Below are 18,613 nucleotides of genomic sequence, written 5' to 3' on the forward strand. Positions count from 1 at the left end.
GACGAACGACACCTGGAGCATGTCATGACGGCCACGGAACTCGCCGCCCCCACGACCGGAGCCCGGAAAATCAGGCGGCTTGGTATCGGCGTCCTGCTGTTCATCCTGCTCTATTCCGGCCTCTGGTTCTTTGCCGCAAACCGGATCGAAAGCCGGCTTGCCACCTATCTGACCCAAGGCAACACCGGCAGCACGGCGGAATGCACCGACATGGACATCCGCGGCTTCCCGTTCCGCATCGGCCTGTTCTGCGATACCGTGAGGCTGGACGACACCGCACGAGGCGCATCCGCGACCTTCGGCGCGCTGCGATCGGCAGCCCAGGTCTACCGGCCGGGCCATGCCGTCATCGAACTCGACGGGCCGGCTGAAGTGCGTTTCTCACCCGGCATCTCGTTTTCGGCGGACTGGGACCTGTTGCATGCCAGTCTGCTGGCGACCTTGTCCGGCCTCGACCGAACCTCGCTGACCTATGACAAGCTCACCGGCACTGCCGTCGTGCCGGCCATCGAAGAAGACGCCATCCCCGGCGACACCCACAGGCTTGCCTTTACCGCCGATCACGGCGAAGTGCATCTGCGCCAGAACGGTGACGACCTCGATGCGGCCGCAAGCATCGATGGCTTCGACACGAAGATCGACGGCGGTCCGAGCCTTTTGCCGCCCGTCAACGGCAGCGCCGACCTGACCCTTGTCGGGCGTGCTGCCCTGATGAATGACGGCGGCCTGAAGCCCGGCGCCCTGCACGGAGCCAAGGGCGAAATGCGCAATCTGACGCTCGATCTCGGCAACGGCATGGTCACCACCGCCTCCGGCCCGTTCAGCATCAACGATCAAGGCCTGATCTCCGGTGAATTCAGCGTGACGATGCAGAACATCGAGGGCTGGCGGCAGAACCTCGTCAAGGTCTTCACCGACAAGGACGACACCGCCATGATCAACAATATCGCCAACATGCTGACGGCGCTGGCCGACGGCAAGAACGAAGCGACCGTGAAACTCAACGTGCGAGACGGTGTGGCCTTCCTGGCGTTCTTCCCGATCGGGGTGCTGCCGCAGTTGTGAGGACTGGATAGGCCCCTACTTCTGGTCCATCGCATGGCGGCCGAAATCGGCCATGTCGGTGTCCTGGCCGGCCTGGACGATCGAGCGGCGGATGGCGCGGGTGCGGGTGAAGAGGTCGAACAGTTTGTCGCCATCGCCCCAGCGGATCGCCCGTTGCAGATAGGCGAGATCTTCCGAGAAGCGCGCCAGCATTTCCAGGATCGCGTCCTTGTTGTGTAGGCAGACGTCGCGCCACATGGTCGGGTCCGATGCCGCCAGACGGGTGAAATCGCGGAAACCCGATGCGGAATATTTGATGACTTCGGATTCGGTCACGGCTTCCAGATCATCGGCAGTGCCGACGATATTGTAGGCGATGATATGCGGCAGGTGAGAGACGATTGCCAGAACCTTGTCGTGATGCTCGGGGTCCATGTCGTCGACCATCGAACCCAGCGTTTCCCAGAAGGTCCGAAGCTTCGCCTTGGCCGTCTCGTCCGTTTCCGGCAGCGGCGTCAGGATGCACCAGCGGCCCTTGAACAGGCCGATGAAGCCTGCATCCGGGCCGGAATATTCCGTGCCGGCGATCGGGTGGCCGGGGATGAAGTGCACGCCTTCTGGCATATGCGGCTTCATCTGGGCGATGACGGAGCCCTTGGTCGAGCCGACATCGGTGACAACAGCGCCGGGCTTCAGGCTGGCGGCGATTTCGGCGGCAACCGCGCCGGACGCTCCGACTGGAACCGAGACGATCACCAGGTCCGCATCCTTGACGGCATCGGATGCCGATGTCGTGTAGCGATCGCCAAGGTTCAGTTCCTGCGCCCGCTTCAACGTGGCTTCGCTGCGCGTCGAGACGGTAACCGAGCCAGCAAGGCCCTTGTCCTTGATCTCGCGTGCAATCGACGAGCCGATCAGGCCGATGCCGATCAGCGCGATGGTTTCAAACTGTTTTGCCATCACGCGCGGCCCATAAACTCTGTCAGCGCGGCGATGACGCCCTCATTGGCCTCGGCCGAGCCGATGGTCATGCGCAGTGCATTCGGGAAACCGTACCCCCGCACGGCGCGCAGGATATAACCACGGCTGGTCAGGAACTCGTCGGCATCCGCAGCCCGCTTGCCATCGATATCCGGGAAGTGGATCAGCACGAAATTGGTGACCGACGGCGTGACACGAAGATCAAGCGAGGACAAGGCGCCCGTAACCTTCCCAAGCCAGGTGAGGTTGTATTCGACGGCCGTTGCCGCGAAGGCCTGGTCGCGGATGGCGGCTGCACCAGCAGCGATCGCCGGCGCGTTCATGTTGAACGGGCCACGGACACGGTTCAGCGCATCGATGATGGCGAGCGGTGCATACATCCAGCCGACGCGCAGGGCGGCCAGACCGTGGATCTTCGAGAATGTCCGGGTCATCACGACGTTCTGGTTGGACGAGACGAGTTCAAGGCCCGCTTCGTAATCGTTGCGGCGGACATATTCCGCATAGGCCGCGTCGAGAACCAGAATGACGTTCCTGGGCAAGCCGGCCTGCAGGCGGCGCACCTCATCCACGGGGACATAGGTGCCTGTCGGATTGCCGGGATTGGCGAGGAACACCATCTTCGTCTTCGGCGTCACGGCGGCGAGGATCGCGTCGACCGTCACATGGCAATCGGTTTCAGGCACGGTGACCGGCGTCGCACCGGCGCCCATGATCTGGATCTTGTAGACGAGGAAGCCATGCTCGGTGATGATGGCCTCATCGCCGGGGCCGAGATAGACGTGGCAGAGCAGGCCCAGCAGTTCGTCGGAGCCATTGCCGCACATCAGGTTGGCGATGTTCAGGCCGTAGACGGAGGCGATCGCCTCGCGCAGTTCGATTGCCTGGCCGTCCGGATAGATTTCGAGCTTCGCGGCCGCCTTCTGGAAGGCCTCAATCGCCTTCGGGCTCGGCCCCAGCGGGGTCTCGTTGGAGGACAGCTTATAGACCTTGGCAACACCCGGCGCATGCTCCTTGCCCGGCACGTAAGCGGCAATGTCGAGAATACCGGGGCGTGGCGTGGGGTTCTGCAGGTCTGCGCTCATAGGATCAGCTTTCAACGGCGGGAAAATGACGTTCTGCCAATACCGGTGCGGACGGTTTTTGTCGAGTGTCGCGCGGGATCACAAATCGATTCGATGGGCTTGCGTCAAAGGCTTTTCCCGCGTGGTCGGCACGCCGCGTGGCGCCAGCACCGGAACGAAGACGCGGCGGGAGGCGCGGGCGGCAACCGGCAGGCCCTGATAAAGCCGTTTCTGGGCTTCGACGATGATCACACCGGAAAACATCGGCCAGAGCGAACGGCCGACCCGCTCGAAAGCACGGCGCAGCTTGAGGATCATCTTGAGCTTGGAGGGAGGGAAGAACAGGGCATCGGCGGAAGCGCCCGGGGTGAAGTTGGTTTCGCGCAAAAGCGCGGTCAGTTGCCCGCGCGAATAGGGCCGGCCGGAACCGAAGGGCGTATGTTCCATGCGCGCCCAGACGCCACGCCGGTTCGGCACAACGATAACAAGCCGGCCACCCGGCGCCAGTACCCGCCAGAGTTCCTTCATCGTCTCGCGCGGGTTTTCGGCAAACTCCAGCGAATGCACCATCAGCACCCGGTCGACCGACGAATCGGGCAGCGGCAATTCCTCGTCGAAAACCAGCGCAGTCGAGGATAGTTCCGCCACCGGCCAGTTCACCGCCCCCTGCCCAGCCGGCATGAAGGCGAAAGTGCGCTCAGTATCGGTCCGGAAACGTTCGAGATAGGGCACAGCATAGCCGAGGCCGACCAGCCGCTCTTCCGGCAGCCTTGCCCAGAGCGACGACAGCGCCATGCTGATCGACTGCTCGGCGAAGCGTCCGAGGCGGGAATGATAGAACTGGCGGAGATCGACAATATCTGCGTGCATGCCCATCATGTTAGCTTTGTACGGGTGGACTTCAAGACAGCGGTCACTACATTCGCGATAACCGCCCCGCCGCAGGAATTCCCATAATGGCCAAACTCGAAATCGAACTGTTTCCATGCCGCACCGACAATTTCGGTGTGCTCATCCATGATCCCGACAGTGGCGCCACCGCCTCGATCGACGCGCCCGAGGAACAGCCGATCCTCGGTGCGCTGAAGCGCCGCGGCTGGACGCTGACCCATATCCTGACGACGCATCACCATCAGGATCATGTCGAAGCCAATCTGGCGCTGAAGACCCGGTTCGAGGCGACGATCATCGGGCCCGAAAACGAGGCCGCCAAGATTCCCGGCCTCGACATGACGATCGGCGATGGCGGTGATTTCGAGTTCGCGGGACACAGGGTGCATGTCTACGAGACCCCCGGCCATACGGCAGGGCATATCTGTTTCCATTTCCCCGATGACAAGCTTTTATTTTCCGCCGATACACTGTTCGCGCTTGGATGCGGGCGCCTGTTCGAAGGTACGCCGGCGCAGATGTGGGCCTCGCTGACGAAATTGATGGCACTGCCGGACGACACGGTGGTCTATTTCGGCCATGAGTACACATTGTCGAATGCCCGATTCGCAGTGACCGTCGATCCCGACAACGCGGAGCTGAAAAGCCGCACCGCCGAGATCGAGGCTCTGCGGGCCAAGGGCGGCTTTACCGCACCGACCACGCTCGGGCTGGAGAAGCGCACCAACCCCTTCCTGCGGGCACAGGATGCCGGCATCCGTCAGCACCTGAACATGCAGGATGCCACGGACGCCGAGGTGTTCGCCGAGATTCGCAAGCGGAAGGACAATTTCTAATGGACGTTCAATTGCCCCTTTCGGCCCAGGCCATCATCGAAACGCTGAAGATGGAGCGGCATCCGGAAGGCGGCTGGTACATCCAGACTTTCAAGGACGAGGCCGGCGGCCCGCGCGGCCATTCAACGGCGATCTACTATCTCCTTGAGCGGGGTGAGCGCTCGCACTGGCACCGCGTGCGCGACGCCGTCGAGGTCTGGCATTTCTATGCCGGCGCACCGCTGGCGCTGAGCATCGCCGAAGACCGCAAACCCGGTACGAGCATCACACTCGGATCGAACATCCTGCTGGGCGAACAACCACAAGCCATCGTGCCCGCAGATTGGTGGCAGTCGGCGACCTCGCTTGGAAGCTGGTCTCTGGTCGGCTGTACCGTTTCGCCCGGTTTCGACTTCTCGGCCTTCGAGATGGCGCCGGCCGGCTGGCAGCCGCCGGAAATCTCAGATCATTCAGCAGGCTGAGTCGCGGCGGACCGATTACGGAAGATGACATCCTTGGCCGCGAGCACAGCGCCGCCGGTGACGAACAGGCAGGCGAGCGCGATACGCCAGGATGGCTCGGCAAAGCCGAAGGCGATCAGGATCAGTGTCGAGAGCACCGGCGCGGCGTAGCTCGCGACGCCGAGCAACTGGATATTGCCGTTCTTGACGCCGAAATCCCAGGCATAGAAGGCCGCCCCGACCGGCAGCAGGCCAAGCCCGGCAACAGCGATCCATTGCGTCGCCGTCTCCGGCCAGACGGTTGTTTCCAGGCCGAGATGGCAGAGGAAGGAGAGAACGGCCGTCGCCAGGCAAAAGCCGGTGACGACATCGGTCGAAACGGCATCGAACCGGCGGGTCAGTAAAGAATAGCCCGACCAGGTGAAGGCGCAGGCGAGCGCGGCGCCATAGCCCAGCGCATAGGCATCATCGAACTCAACGCCGTTGCGGGCGACAATCAGGATCGTGCCGGCAAGGCCGAGGACGGCACCGGCGAGATGGTACCAGCGCAGCCGCTCGCCCGGCAGCAATGCCGAACCGACGACGATCAGCAACGGCCAGAGATAGGCGATCAGTCCGGCTTCGACGGCAGGCGCATTTCGCAATGCGGTGAAATAGAGGAAATGGTAGCCGAACAGGCCGGCAATGCCGACGATCCAGACCTTGGCCGGTTGCCGCAGCAAGGCCAGCCGTTCCGGCTTCAAGAGCAGCACGACGATGCCGGGGATGCTGCCGATGGAAAAGCAGATGGCCGACAGCTGGAACGGCGGCACGGTGCCGGACGCGGCGGTAAACAAAGCCAGCAGCGACCACATGAGAATCGCCGAAAAACCGATCAGCGTTGCCTTGACATTCATACCCCTGCCCCCGGCAATGACTGACCGTCAACTACCGAAGCGCGTGGCCCAGATGGTCACGGCGCCGTAGCTGGTCGGGATCCGAACATAGACCGGAGCATATACGTTGACCGACTCGGCCTTGGCAAACCAGATCTCCATCGTTTCCAGCTTGCGCAGATAATCGACGTCGTCACGGCCCTTGCGATAGCCGGATTTCGGCACGAACTTGATACCACAGACGATGACATCGCCCTGGAAGCCCTCGGTCTTGAAGGGCTTGGTGCCCTTGGCCGACAGCTTCAGATCCATGCGCGATTCGCCGTCGAAAACGGGAACGCTCTTCGGGCAGACCCGCGTATCCGCCGGGAAGATCAGTCCCGACAAGGGATCGACGACATTGCGCATGTCGGCCTTGGTCACCGGGATCCAGTTCTTCGGAATCTTGCGCGCCGGCTTCATCGAAGCCGAGGTCACATCGCCATTGCGGAACTGGACGTCGATGGCCCTGCCGCGCTTGCCGGTCTTGTAGCGCACCTTGTATTCCGATGCGCTCAGGCGGTCGCGGCCGACGGTGCCGGAAACGGATGTCTGGCCGGAGGTTTCCGCGAAGAGATCGGCAAGGCCCGCCGAGTTCATCGTGCCTGATATCGTGTAGCGATTGGCCTTCAACTCGGTATGGAACGACGCTTTCGCGATCGGCAGCCCGGCGAGAGCAATGCTGTAGTCCGTGTTGTGCGTGACCTCGACGGCACCGGCCACGCCTGTGGAAAACGTCGCCATCGCAAAAGCCAGAAGCGCCGAGACGCCGATGCGCAGGTTCATTCCAGAAAGCCCTTTTTTATTCTTCCAAGCGGAAGCCAGCGATACGGCGGGTTTGCGGCATTTCTGCGCCTCGCGGCCCGCTTTTGCCACAAGCCTTAAACCAATGTGAAACAAAGTGGAATTGCTTGCCCACAAGATGTATAGGCATTGTTCAAATCAGACAGGAACACCGTATCCGGCCTGAAAACGCCCATGCCATCCAAGAGTTTTCCCTGAAAATGAAGGTTTGGCTTGACTGCGCGGCTCTCCCTGACTATAGAACCGCAACTTTCCAATCATGGCCAACGGAATGCGGCCTGGGCTCATGGCCCGCAAACGCATGGACCGAAGGCGAAAAGAAAAAATAGGTGCATCATGTCCCGTAGTTGTGAATTGACCGGCAAGGGCGTCCAGTCGGGCAACAATGTAAGCCACGCAAACAACAAGACCAAGCGCAAGTTCCTTCCGAACCTGTGCCAGGTTACGTTGATCTCCGACGTTCTCGGCCAGCGTTACCGTCTGCGCGTTTCGGCTGCAGCGCTCCGCTCGGTCGAACATCGCGGTGGTCTCGACGCATTCCTCATCAAGGCTGACGAAGTCGAGCTGTCGATGCGCGCTCGTCTGCTGCGTCGCCAGATCGTCAAGAAGACCGCTGAAACGGCTGTCGCCGCCTAATCGGCACCTTGACCGCTGAGATTTGAAAGGCTTGCCTGGGCAACCGGCAAGCCTTTTTCTCGTGTGCGTATCACAAAACCGTTCGCGGAGATTCCGCGAACCCGATCCCTCCAACTGGTGGCATACCCCAGGATAAAAAAATGCTGATGAACCGTACGTTTCTTCTTTATGTCGCGCTGATGACCGCCGTGGTCGTCGCCTCCAATGTCCTCGTCCAGTACCCCCTGCCCGGCTCAATCGCCGGCATGCAATTGGGCGACCTGCTGACCTGGGGCGCCTTCAGCTATCCCATCGCTTTCCTGGTCACCGACCTCAGCAACCGCCAGTTCGGCCCAAGCGTCGCCCGCAAGGTGGTCATCGCCGGTTTCGCCGTGGCGATCCTGCTGTCGATCCTCGTCGCCACGCCGCGCATCGCGATTGCGTCCGGCTCGGCCTTCCTGCTCGGTCAGTTCCTCGATATCTCGGTGTTCAACAAGCTCCGGGCACAGAGCTGGTGGCGCGCGCCGCTGATCGGCTCGCTGTTCGGCTCGCTTCTGGATACGGCGATCTTCTTCTCCGTCGCCTTCGCGCCGTTCTTCGTCTTCTTCGGCCCGAATGACGGCTTTGCGCTGGAAAGCGCTCCGATCCTCGGCGTCATGGCAGCGGAAGCCCCGCGCTGGATTTCCTGGGCACTCGGCGACCTCACCGTCAAGATCATCGTCGGCCTGGTAATGCTGTTGCCCTATGGTGCGCTGATGAGCGTCATTCGGCCAATGCCGGGCGTGAAAGCCAGCGCCTGATCTGAATTCACTTGAATTAAAAAAGGGGGGCAAGCCGTATGCTTGCTCCCCCTTTTTCGTCTCGCCAAAAGTTGAGTGATGCTTCACTCCACCAGCTTGAATTCCAGCATCAAGTTGCGCTCGAGGATCGAGTGGTTGTCGTCGGAGACGACGATGACGTGGATGTCGCCGTTTGGTTGGGCGACGACGTCGAGGCCTTCCATGTTGTCGATCTGGTAGCCCATGTCGGCATTCAGCAGGACCTCGCCGTCGATGACGGCGCCCGGCTTGATATCATCGGCCTTGAAGCGACGGATCTGCATGCCGATACCTTCGGCAAAGGAGAAACGCCGCTCCAGCAGCAACAGGTCGCCATTCGGCAGGAAAGCGCCGTCGGTGATGGCGAAGGGATCGGTCTGCTTGACGCTGAAGGTGCCCTTGCGCGGACCGTCGAGAACGGCGGCGAGGATATGATCCGCCTTGTCAAAGCTCAACTCCGACACGACCACGACGCCGCCGGCAAGTGGGCTTTCCTTGGGCGAAACCGCGACGGTCTCAAGCCCTCGATTGCTGCGCAGCTCCTTCAGAGGAATGAGCACCGGCAGCGTAGCGGTGGGCTTTGATTGCGCGAAGCCCGGATCGGGATAAACGTCGACACGATGGTTCCGTTCATAGGAGGCCAGCACCTGCCCGTCACGCAACGCCAAGCCCTCGCAGTCCATCCGCTTCTTGATCTGTTCCGATCGGCCCTGCTGGTCGATCATCGACGTAATCGTCAGATCGGTGATGCCCGCCAGCCGGCCCTTACCGTCGCGCTCGACCGCTCCCTCCACCCAGTGGCCGGTGTCCATCACAGCCAAGAAGGATTTGCGATCCGGCCTGAAGCGGATCGACGAGATTGCCCCGAGCAGCGGATTGCTCGACGACATCTCGATGCCTCCGACAAATTCCAGCTTTCCAAACTGCTTCTGATTCGACGAGAATCTGAAGCTCTCGATCTGTCGGCTCTTGACACGGACAGTTTCCTGATGCGGCGGCGATGCTGCCATGGCAGGCAGGGATGCCGACAGCAGCAGCACAGAGGCGAGAATCGGTGTTGCTTTCAAACGCAGTCCTTCCGGCGGGCCGGCGTGAATGGAACGGCAGACCGCCGGACCGTGAAAAGGGAAATAACATCATCAAAGCGGAATCGGGGCAGCTGACGCCGCCCCGGTCCAAAAATCCTTCAGCCAGCCCGGCGCCGTGCCGCGCCCCGACGCGAGCCAGCGTCGTCGAACAAAGAAGCCAGTTGCTCGGTCATCGCGCCCGCCAGTTCGTCGGCATCGACGATCGTCACGGCGCGGCGATAATAGCGCGTCACATCGTGGCCGATACCGATGGCCAACAGTTCCACCGGCGACTTCGTCTCGATCTGCTCGATGACGGCGCGCAGGTGCCGCTCCAGGTAATTGCCCGGATTGACCGACAGCGTCGAATCATCGACGGGCGCGCCATCCGAGATCATCATCAGGATGCGCCGCTGCTCGGAGCGACCCAGCAGGCGGTTATGTGCCCAGATCAGCGCCTCGCCGTCGATGTTTTCCTTGAGCAGGCCTTCGCGCATCATCAGGCCGAGGTTGCGGCGCGCCCGGCGCCAGGGGGCGTCGGCCGACTTGTAGATGATGTGGCGCAGGTCGTTGAGGCGGCCCGGCGTCTGCGGCTTGCCGCTAGCAAGCCAGCGCTCGCGCGCCTGCCCGCCCTTCCAGGCCTTGGTGGTGAAGCCGAGGATCTCGACCTTGACGCCGCAGCGCTCCAGCGTACGCGCCAGGATATCGGCGCAGGTGGCGGCAACGGTGATCGGGCGGCCGCGCATCGAGCCGGAATTGTCGATCAACAGCGTCACCACCGTATCGCGGAAGTTGGTATCCTTCTCACGCTTGAAGGAGAGCGGCTGCATCGGATCGATGATCATGCGCGTCAGCCGCGCCGAATCGAGATAGCCCTCTTCCAGATCGAATTCCCACGAGCGATTCTGCTGCGCCATCAGCCGGCGCTGCAACCGGTTGGCCAGACGGCCGACTGCGCCCTGCAAATGCGCCAGTTGCTTGTCGAGGAAGGCGCGCAGGCGGTCGAGTTCAACCTCGTCGCAAAGCTCTTCCGCCGTGATGGTCTCGTCGAATTCCTCGGTGAAGACGCCGTAATCGACCTTCTCGTTGAAATCGTCGAAGGGATGATGGGGCCGCTTGACCTCGCCGGGGGTCTCGCTGTCGTCCTCACCGTCATCCGACATTTCCTCGTCGGAAATCTCGGCGCCGTCCATCTCGCCTTCTTCCATCTGCTCCTGGGCGGATTCGTTTTCGTCGGCAGGGGCAGCGTCAGCGCCAGCATCCTCGTCGGAGCTATTTTCTTCCTCTTCCTGGCTGCGCGGCTGGTCTTCGTCGGTCTGGCTTTCCTGATCGTCGGGCTCGACCTCGTCATCGCCGTACTTTTCGGCGACTTCCATCGAGGTCAGCATGTCACGCACGACGCGGGCGAAGGCCTGCTGGTCGTTGACGGCTGCCGACAGATTCTGCATGTCTTTGGCGGCTTTTTCCTCGATGAAATCGCGCCAGAGATCGAGAACCTTGCCGGCCGATGCCGGCGGCTTTTGGCCGGTCAGCTTTTCACGCACAATGAGCGCCAGCGCTTCTTCCAGCGGAGCATCGGACTGCCGGTCGATATTGCCGAAATTCGCCCGCGCATACTTCTCATGAAGCATCGAGTTCAGATTGTCGGCGACACCGCTCATGCGCAACGCGCCGATGGCTTCGACACGCGCCTGCTCGACCGCATCGAACATCACCCGCGCCTCCGCACCCTGCGGCGACATGGTGGCGTGGATGCGGGCATCGTGGCAGGCCTTGCGCAGCGCCATGGAATCGCCGAGCCCGCGGGTCACCGAAAGCTCGTGGCGCGTCGGGCGCTTGGAGATTTCCGGCAGCCGCATGCGCTCGCCGGTCAGGCCCGGACGCTCGTTGGCGAAGGTCACCTCGATTTCGGAATCGCCGGCGATCGAACGGATACAGCCGGTCAGCGCCCGGCGGAACGGCTCGACATCGACGATCCCGGCAGGCCTTGCTTTCGAATTGTCGCCCCGGCCTGCCATGGATCAGGCCGTGGTTTCGAGCACGATGTTGGCGGCACTTTCCTTCAGCTCGACACCGAAGGCGCGCTGATAGTGTTCAGCCACCAGAGCACGCTCCAGTTCGTCGCACTTGTTGAGGAAGGTGACGCGGAAGGCAAAGGCGATATCGCCGAAGATATAAGCGTTTTCGGCCCAAGTGATGACCGTACGCGGGCTCATGACCGTCGACAGGTCGCCATTGATGAAGGCGGCGCGCGTCAGGTCGGCAACGCGGACCATCTTCGACACGGTGTCGCGGCCGCGCGATTCCGTGAAGCCCTTAACCTTGGCGGCGACGATATCGACTTCGTTTTCATGCGGCAGATAGTTCAGCGTCGTGACGATCGACCAGCGGTCCATCTGGGCCTGGTTGATCTGCTGCGTGCCGTGGTAGAGGCCGGTCGTATCGCCAAGGCCAACCGTGTTGGCCGTTGCGAACAGACGGAAAGCCGGGTGCGGGCGGATGACGCGGCTCTGGTCAAGCAGCGTCAGGCGGCCCGACGATTCCAGCACGCGCTGGATGACGAACATGACGTCCGGACGCCCGGCATCGTATTCGTCGAAGACGAGCGCAACATTGTGCTGGTAGGCCCAGGGCAGGATGCCGTCCTTGAATTCGGTAACCTGCATGCCGTCCTTGACGACGATCGCATCCTTGCCGACGAGATCGATACGGCTGACATGGCTGTCGAGGTTGACGCGGACGCATGGCCAGTTGAGGCGGGCTGCGACCTGCTCGATATGGGTCGACTTACCCGTCCCGTGATAACCTGAAACCATGACGCGGCGATTGTGGGCGAAGCCTGCGAGAATGGCGAGCGTGGTTTCGCGATCGAAGAGATAGTCAGGGTCCGCATCCGGCACATAGGCGTCAGCCTTGGAATAAGCCGGGACGCGCAGATCGGTATCGATGCCGAAGACGTCGCGGACGGAAACTGTCGTATCGGGAAGGTTGGAAATATCGAGGTCTACCTTGCTCATCATGTCTCCAGCACGGAAGCCCTCTTGCGCCTCTCGGCGGGCATCCCGTCTATGCCTTTATAAATGTGTGACCGTAATAAAACGGGTTCCTAGCAGAAGCCAGCCTGTTTTAACAATTGATATGCCTGGATCACGGCGCGAAAACGCTCTTCCGATCCCCTGTCTCCGCCATTTGCATCCGGGTGATGCTTTTTTACAAGCTCCTTGTAGGCCGACTTGATATCGGCGGCTGTCGCATTGGCATGCACACCCAGTGTCTCGAAGGCTTTCGCCTCCAATGTCTTGAGTTTGCGCTGCCTCGGCTCCTGGCGGGGCGCGCGGGCACGCGCCTGCTCGACAAAGCCGAAGGGGTCGCGCATGCGGGCCTGGGCTCCGGCGGAACCCGAGCGCTGCTGCGACTGCTGCGGCGCATTCTTGGCATTCTTGTTGACGCCCACCGTCCAGGTCGGACGATGGCCGGTGATCGCTTCCTTCTGGTAGCGCGCGATCTCGCTATCGGAAAGTCCCGAAAAGTAGTTGTAGCCCTTGTTGTATTCCTTCACGTGCTCGAAGCAGAACATGAAGAACTCGTTTTCCGCGTTGCGGCCCACCGGCGCGCGATGGACAGCATTTTCCTCGCACCCGTCCCACTGACATTTGGGTGCCATCGGCTCGGGTTTCTGGGTCGGCCTGCGGCGCGTCCGGATCCCGTCGAAATATTTTGAATCAAGTTTCATGGCGCTAATTATGGGGCGTGGCGGACGCCACAACAAGAATTGACAAATCGGAATGTTGCAGGCTTTGTGGGGCTATTTTGCACCACGCAAAACACCATCCGCGATGGGCTCGGTTCATTGATTGAAACCGATGGAAAAGCCAGACAAACAGGGCCAAAACATGTCGCTTCAAAGCCGCATCGAAACAAAACTCAACGCGGCCTTTTCCCCGGAGCGCCTGATGGTGATCAACGAGAGCCATCTGCATGCCGGCCACCATCCGGACATCGACGGAAACGGCGAAACGCACATGCGCATCCGCATCGTTTCCAGAGCCTTTGCCGGCATGAGCCGTGTCGCCCGCCACCGCGCCATCAACGACCTGCTGAAAGCGGAGTTCGAAGCAGGTCTGCACGCACTGGCCGTCGAACCGGCAGTTCCCGGGGAAACAACCCGCTGGTGAACAACAGTGGTAATAATCTGCCACTGACAGACTAAACCCATCAGTATTTGTGGGTTGCAGAATTGACGGTTTTCAACGCTGCAACTACAATTATGACGGGCGGAGAATAAACGGATTACACGATCCGTCGAATATTTAAGACTTGCAGACATTTTCATCTTTTCAGGCGCAGCCGGCCACGGGTTGCCAGGCCGCCTTGTTTTTTGGGGTCACGGAGATGCTCAGGAGGTTTGGGCTTTTTGCGGTGCTGGTCACCGCGTTTCTATCATTCAACGAAGCATCGGCAGCGACGCCCAAGAAAGTCGCGCTGGTCATGGGCAACAGCGCGTATCAGCACGCGGTCGAGCTGCCCAATCCCAAGAATGACGCCAAGCTGATGGCGGAGACATTCCGCACGGCGGGCTTCACGGTGCTCGAAGGTGAAGACCTCGACAAGAACGGCATGGCCAATCTGGTCGACAAGTTCACCGAGGCCGCCTACGACGCCGATATCGCTGTCATCTATTATGCCGGCCACGGCCTGCAGGTCGATGGACAGAATTATATCGTTCCTGTCGATGGCCAGCTGGAAACGGCGGCGCAATTGAAGACCCGCACCATCCAGGTCGACAAACTGCTCGCCGCCTTGCCGCCGGATCCGGCCGTCAGCGTCGTCATCCTCGATGCCTGCCGCGACAACCCGCTGGCGCGCTCCCTTGCAAAGGCCCTGCCCGCAAGCCGCTCGGCAGCAGCTGGCGGCCTGGCACCGGTCCAGACGAACGCACAGTCGTCCAGCTCCGGCGGGCTTCTGATCGCCTATTCGACCGACCCCGGTGCCGTGGCGCTGGACGGCAAAGGCGCCAACAGCCCCTATACGACAGCGCTTGCCAAGCACCTGACGACGCCCGGCCTGGAAATCCAGAGTGCGTTGACCCGGGTTCGTGCAGATGTGTCGGAAGCAACCGGCGGCACCCAGCATCCCTGGCACAATGCCTCCCTGTCCCGCGAAGTGTTCATGGGCGGCGATGCCCCCGATCGTGGCATCGCCATCCAGCAGAACACGGTCACGCAGCCCGCGCAGGTCGCCACGACCGGCGGTAACGACGTCAACTGGACGGTGGAACAGAAGCTCTGGGAAGAAGCCTCCAAGCGCAACACTGTCGCGCACTACGAGCTTTACCTCAAGAAATATCCGGAGGGTAATTTTGCCACGCTGGCGAAGCTCAACCTCGACCAGTTGAAGGTCGAAGCAACGACAGAGGTCGCTTCGGTGGCACCAGTTGGTGAAGCATCGGCCTCTGCCTCACAGGTTCGCACGGCTGTTGCCATGCCGGATGACGTGAAGAACAGTGTCGGCACGCCGGAAACGGAAATGGCACTCAATCTCGACAAGGAAGGCCGGATCGACCTTCAGCTGCGGTTGGGTGCACTCGGTCATGTGACCGGCGGCGCGGACGGTGCATTGGGCGCGAAATCCCGCCTTGCGATCACCGCCTGGCAGAAGCAGAACGGCCTGATGGAGACATCCTACCTGACCCAGCAGCAGCATCTCTTCCTCGTCGTCCAGACGGATCCGATGATGCCGCAGGTTCGGGCACAGTATGAAGCCGACAAAGCTGCAGCCATGGCAGCATCCCTGCGCAAGGCGCAGGCACGCCAGAAGGCAGCCAGCCAGCAACGGGTCAAGAAACAGCGCTATCAGAACAACGATGAGCCGGTTCTTGAGGGACGCGTCGAACGCAACAATGGCGGCGGCATGGATCCTGCCGGTGCAGCCTTCGCCGGCGGCCTGCTCGGCGGTGCGCTGGGCGGCATTATCGGCAGCCGCTGACGCAGCCACCGGCCTTCATCAACTGCCTTCGCCCTTTTTCGGGGGCGGAGGCAGTGTCGTTTCGTCCGCCGGCCTGATCCTCAGCCGCGTGATGCGGTTCTTCACACGCTTCATGACGATGAAGCGCTTGCCGTAAAAGGTGAAAGCCTGACGCTCTTCCGGAATGGTCTTCGATTCATGGATGACAAGGCCGGCGACCGTAGTTGCCTCCTCGTCCGGCAGGTTCCAGTCCAGCGCACGGTTGAGATCGCGGATCGGCACGCTGCCATCGACCACGATCGAGCCATCGGCCTCCTGGCGCACGCCCTGGATTTCGAGATCGTGCTCATCGGCGATATCGCCGACGATCTCCTCGAGAATGTCCTCCAGCGTCACCAGTCCCTGCACCTCGCCATACTCATCCACGACAATGGCGAAATGGGCCTTGCGGCGCAGGAAGGCGTTGAGTTGGTCCTTGAGATTGGTCGTGTCCGGCACGAACCAGGGCTTTTGCGTGATCCGGCTGATATCGAGATTTTCAGGCTGGACGTCCGGTTCCGCCAGGGCTCGCAGAAGATCCTTGGCATGCACGACGCCGACAATATTGTCGGTCGCGCCGCGCCAGACCGGCATGCGGGTATAGGGACTTTCGAGCACGGCGCGAACATTGACCTCCGACGGGTCGTCCGCATTGATGCCGCGCATCGATGTGCGGTGGACCATGATATCGGAGACTTCGAGTTCGCCGAGATCGAGCACGCCGCCGAGCAGGTCACGATCGGCTTTGACCACGGCGCCTTCGCGATGCAGGAAATCGACGGCGCCGCGCAGTTCCTCATGCGCCGTCAGCATCGGCTTTTCCTTGGAGAATTCATAGCCGAACCAGCCGAGGATGAAGCGAACAAGCCGGTTGACGAGACTTGAAATCGGTCCGATCACAACAACGAAGAAACCGGCGAAGGGGGCCAGACCACGGGCCAACCGATCCGGCGAGGCAACGGCCCAACTCTTCGGCAGGACATCCGCGAAAATGACCAGAAGAAATGTCATTGTCAGGGTCGCATAGAACACGCCCCACCAGCCAAAGGTGGGGATGAACAGTTCTGCGGCAAGCGTCGCGGCAAGAATGTTGACGATGTTCTTGCCGAGCAGCAGCGTGCCGATCAACCGATCCTGGCGGGTGTTCAGTTCCGTGACGAGGCGCGCGCGATCGTCACCATTGGCTTCCAGTGCATGCATGCGCGCCTGCGAGGCATTGACGAGAGCGGTTTCGGCCGTGGAGAAGAAGGCGGAGCAGACGAGCAGCACCAGAATGATGACCAGCACCGGCCATTCTTGCGCCAGAAAGCCGAGAACGCTCTCCACCGTCATGCCGGGTGCTTCTCCTTGAGAAAGGACAGAACTTCCGAAGCAGGCACATCATCGGCAACGAAAGACTGGCCGATGCCACGCGTCAGGATGAAGGTCAGCTTGCCGCCCTTGACCTTCTTGTCCTGGGCGATCGCATCCATCAGCTTTTCAGCCGGCGGCAATCCGCCCGGAATATCGTTCATCCGCGTCGGCAGGCCGACGGTCTTCAGATGCGCCTCGACCCGCGTCGCATCATCCGGGCTTGCGAGGTTCATCCGCGCCGAGAACTGGTGTGCCAATACCATGCCGATCGACACGCCTTCACCGTGCACCAGCCGCGCACCATCGTACTGCGTAGCGGCTTCCAGCGCATGACCGAAGGTGTGGCCGAGATTGAGAAGAGCGCGGCGGCCGTTCTCGCGCTCGTCGGCGGCGACGACATCGGCCTTGGCCTGGCAGCTGACGGCAATCGCCTCGATGCGGGCGTCCCCGCCGGCAAACACGGCCTGCCAGTTCTTTTCCAGCCATTCGAAAAAGTCCGGTTTGTCGATCAGCCCATATTTCGCGACCTCGGCATAGCCAGCCTTGAACTCACGCGGGCTCAATGTGTCCAGCACATCCGTATCGGCCAGCACCAGATCAGGCTGATGGAAAACGCCGATCAGGTTCTTGCCGTGCGGCGAGTTGATGCCGGTCTTGCCGCCAACGGAGGAATCCACCTGGGCCAGCAGCGAAGTCGGGATCTGGATGAAGCGCGAGCCGCGCCGGGCGATGCCTGCCGCAAAGCCTGTCAGGTCGCCGATGACTCCGCCACCGAGCGCGATCACCGCATCATTGCGCTCGATACGCGCGCCGAGGATCGCCTCCACCGTCGGGATCAGATGCTCGAAGCTCTTGGTCTTTTCGCCGGCGGGCAGGATAAGCGAGACGGCATCGATCTCCCTCGCCTTGAGGCTAGCCATCAGCGGCTCGAGATAAAGCGGCGCGACATTCTCGTCGGTGATGACAGCCATCCGGCGACCCTTCAGCCGGCCGGCAATCTCGGCGGCGGCCGTGGCAATCAGCCCCGGGCCAATCAGGATGTCATAGGAGCGATCACCCAGATCAACCCGGACGGTTTTCTGGGAGGCGGACAGGCTGGCACTGGTCATGGCTTCACTTCTTCGAAATCGTGGCGAGAGCGGCAAGAACCTCTTCCACCATCACCTCTTTCTTGACATCACGGGAAAGCACGGTGAGATCCGCTTCCGCATAGACCGGATAGCGAGCGTGCATGAGGTTTTCGAGCGTCTGCCTGGGGTTCTCGGTTTTCAGCAACGGTCGCGTGTCGCGCTTGTTGACACGTTCCCACAGAACATCGAGCTCGGCATTGAGCCAGACGGACAGGCCGTGGCGCTTGATATGCTTGCGTGTGCGCTCGTTGATATAGGCGCCGCCGCCGGTGGAAACGACGCGCGGACCGGAATGCAGCAGGCGTTTGATTACCCGCGCTTCCAGCGCGCGAAATTCTTCTTCGCCGTAGGCGGCAAAGAGTTCGCTGATCGTCATGCGGGAAACGCGTTCAATCTCATGGTCGGAATCGACGAAGGGAACACCGAGTGCCGCTGCCGTCAGCCGGCCGATTGCCGATTTACCGGCGCCCATCAACCCAACGAAAACGAGGTTCCGTCGCCCCAGTGCGGCCTTCGCCTGCTCGATCAGCACCTCGGAAACCGGTTCGATCACGTCGCTCATGCAGTTTCAATTTCCCCATTCTCCTCCGGTATCGACAAATCGACGGGAAGCGTCAAGAGATGGCCTATAGATGAGACATGGAAGCCCGCCG

The 18,613-nt window shown here is 61.4% G+C and carries 19 protein-coding genes; 7 read left to right on the forward strand and 12 right to left on the reverse strand.

The window, feature by feature from the left end:
• Nucleotides 1–24 precede the first annotated feature (24 nt).
• The gene (locus ASG68_RS06765) at nucleotides 25–1,065 is read left to right on the forward strand and encodes a DUF2125 domain-containing protein (protein ID WP_062578580.1); all 1,041 of its coding nucleotides are present in this window, start codon (nucleotides 25–27) and stop codon (nucleotides 1,063–1,065) included.
• A 15-nt stretch (nucleotides 1,066–1,080) separates the two neighbouring features.
• On the opposite strand, the gene ASG68_RS06770 is transcribed toward ASG68_RS06765, so the two are convergent.
• The 3 genes from ASG68_RS06770 to ASG68_RS06780 form a co-directional block, all read right to left on the reverse strand.
• Nucleotides 1,081–2,004: a prephenate/arogenate dehydrogenase family protein gene (locus ASG68_RS06770; RefSeq protein WP_062578579.1), complete on the reverse strand. Its 924-nt coding sequence runs from the start codon at nucleotides 2,002–2,004 to the stop codon at nucleotides 1,081–1,083.
• Complete coding sequence (hisC, locus tag ASG68_RS06775; protein ID WP_062578578.1) at nucleotides 2,004–3,110, reverse strand: histidinol-phosphate transaminase; 1,107 nt, start codon at nucleotides 3,108–3,110, stop codon at nucleotides 2,004–2,006. Before hisC ends, ASG68_RS06770 begins: the two co-directional genes overlap by 1 nt.
• 78 nt (nucleotides 3,111–3,188) lie before the next feature.
• Nucleotides 3,189–3,968 (reverse strand): class I SAM-dependent methyltransferase, encoded by a 780-nt coding sequence (locus ASG68_RS06780; protein WP_156373695.1) that lies wholly within the window; start codon nucleotides 3,966–3,968, stop codon nucleotides 3,189–3,191.
• A 77-nt stretch (nucleotides 3,969–4,045) separates the two neighbouring features.
• Here ASG68_RS06780 and gloB point away from each other — a divergent pair, with 77 nt between their 5' ends.
• Nucleotides 4,046–4,816 (forward strand): hydroxyacylglutathione hydrolase, encoded by a 771-nt coding sequence (gene gloB, locus ASG68_RS06785; RefSeq protein WP_062578577.1) that lies wholly within the window; start codon nucleotides 4,046–4,048, stop codon nucleotides 4,814–4,816.
• Complete coding sequence (locus ASG68_RS06790; RefSeq protein ID WP_062578576.1) at nucleotides 4,816–5,277, forward strand: cupin domain-containing protein; 462 nt, start codon at nucleotides 4,816–4,818, stop codon at nucleotides 5,275–5,277. The genes gloB and ASG68_RS06790 overlap by 1 nt, the downstream gene beginning before the upstream one ends.
• Here the strand turns inward: ASG68_RS06790 and ASG68_RS06795 are convergent.
• Together ASG68_RS06795 and ASG68_RS06800 are read right to left on the reverse strand one after the other, a co-directional pair.
• On the reverse strand, nucleotides 5,262–6,152 hold the full coding sequence (locus tag ASG68_RS06795; protein ID WP_062578574.1) for a DMT family transporter: 891 nt from the start codon (nucleotides 6,150–6,152) through the stop codon (nucleotides 5,262–5,264). The genes ASG68_RS06790 and ASG68_RS06795 overlap by 16 nt on opposite strands.
• A gap of 27 nt (nucleotides 6,153–6,179) precedes the next feature.
• Entirely contained in the window at nucleotides 6,180–6,956 is a 777-nt protein-coding gene (locus ASG68_RS06800; RefSeq protein ID WP_062578572.1) for a DUF3108 domain-containing protein, read from the reverse strand.
• A 354-nt stretch (nucleotides 6,957–7,310) separates the two neighbouring features.
• Here ASG68_RS06800 and rpmB point away from each other — a divergent pair, with 354 nt between their 5' ends.
• Together rpmB and ASG68_RS06810 are read left to right on the forward strand one after the other, a co-directional pair.
• The gene (gene rpmB, locus ASG68_RS06805; RefSeq protein WP_062578570.1) at nucleotides 7,311–7,610 is read left to right on the forward strand and encodes a 50S ribosomal protein L28; all 300 of its coding nucleotides are present in this window, start codon (nucleotides 7,311–7,313) and stop codon (nucleotides 7,608–7,610) included.
• A gap of 140 nt (nucleotides 7,611–7,750) precedes the next feature.
• Nucleotides 7,751–8,389: a VUT family protein gene (locus ASG68_RS06810; RefSeq protein WP_062578567.1), complete on the forward strand. Its 639-nt coding sequence runs from the start codon at nucleotides 7,751–7,753 to the stop codon at nucleotides 8,387–8,389.
• Between the two features lie 83 nt (nucleotides 8,390–8,472).
• On the opposite strand, the gene ASG68_RS06815 is transcribed toward ASG68_RS06810, so the two are convergent.
• The 4 genes from ASG68_RS06815 to ASG68_RS06830 all read right to left on the reverse strand — a co-directional run bounded on the left by ASG68_RS06815 (nucleotide 8,473) and on the right by ASG68_RS06830 (nucleotide 13,216).
• The gene (locus ASG68_RS06815; RefSeq protein ID WP_062609222.1) at nucleotides 8,473–9,417 is read right to left on the reverse strand and encodes an esterase-like activity of phytase family protein; all 945 of its coding nucleotides are present in this window, start codon (nucleotides 9,415–9,417) and stop codon (nucleotides 8,473–8,475) included.
• A 176-nt stretch (nucleotides 9,418–9,593) separates the two neighbouring features.
• On the reverse strand, nucleotides 9,594–11,492 hold the full coding sequence (cobT, locus tag ASG68_RS06820; RefSeq protein ID WP_062578565.1) for a cobaltochelatase subunit CobT: 1,899 nt from the start codon (nucleotides 11,490–11,492) through the stop codon (nucleotides 9,594–9,596).
• Between the two features lie 3 nt (nucleotides 11,493–11,495).
• Nucleotides 11,496–12,491 carry a cobaltochelatase subunit CobS gene (cobS, locus tag ASG68_RS06825; protein WP_062578563.1) on the reverse strand — a complete coding sequence of 332 codons (996 nt, stop codon included), beginning with the start codon at nucleotides 12,489–12,491 and terminating at the stop codon, nucleotides 11,496–11,498.
• 89 nt (nucleotides 12,492–12,580) lie between these two features.
• Nucleotides 12,581–13,216: a J domain-containing protein gene (locus ASG68_RS06830; RefSeq protein WP_112408409.1), complete on the reverse strand. Its 636-nt coding sequence runs from the start codon at nucleotides 13,214–13,216 to the stop codon at nucleotides 12,581–12,583.
• Nucleotides 13,217–13,367: 151 nt separating this feature from the next.
• Between ASG68_RS06830 and ASG68_RS06835 the strand changes: the two genes are divergently transcribed.
• Complete coding sequence (locus ASG68_RS06835) at nucleotides 13,368–13,649, forward strand: BolA family protein (protein ID WP_062578638.1); 282 nt, start codon at nucleotides 13,368–13,370, stop codon at nucleotides 13,647–13,649.
• A gap of 217 nt (nucleotides 13,650–13,866) precedes the next feature.
• Nucleotides 13,867–15,459: a caspase family protein gene (locus ASG68_RS06840; RefSeq protein ID WP_062609224.1), complete on the forward strand. Its 1,593-nt coding sequence runs from the start codon at nucleotides 13,867–13,869 to the stop codon at nucleotides 15,457–15,459.
• An 18-nt stretch (nucleotides 15,460–15,477) separates the two neighbouring features.
• Here ASG68_RS06840 and ASG68_RS06845 read toward each other — a convergent pair whose 3' ends face one another.
• The 3 genes from ASG68_RS06845 to ASG68_RS06855 are packed head-to-tail and all read right to left on the reverse strand — an operon-like array spanning nucleotide 15,478 to nucleotide 18,522.
• A complete protein-coding gene (locus tag ASG68_RS06845) occupies nucleotides 15,478–16,809 on the reverse strand; it encodes an HlyC/CorC family transporter (protein ID WP_062578559.1) in 1,332 nt (443 codons plus the stop codon).
• Nucleotides 16,806–17,939, reverse strand: a complete 1,134-nt coding sequence (gene aroB / locus ASG68_RS06850; protein ID WP_062578557.1) for a 3-dehydroquinate synthase — start codon at nucleotides 17,937–17,939, stop codon at nucleotides 16,806–16,808. The genes ASG68_RS06845 and aroB overlap by 4 nt, the downstream gene beginning before the upstream one ends.
• Before the next feature lie 4 nt (nucleotides 17,940–17,943).
• Nucleotides 17,944–18,522: a shikimate kinase gene (locus tag ASG68_RS06855; RefSeq protein WP_062578555.1), complete on the reverse strand. Its 579-nt coding sequence runs from the start codon at nucleotides 18,520–18,522 to the stop codon at nucleotides 17,944–17,946.
• Nucleotides 18,523–18,613: the final 91 nt, after the last annotated feature.

Origin of the sequence: Rhizobium sp. Leaf453 (assembly GCF_001425605.1) — a bacterium.
Classification (GTDB): Bacteria; Pseudomonadota; Alphaproteobacteria; order Rhizobiales; family Rhizobiaceae; genus Pararhizobium.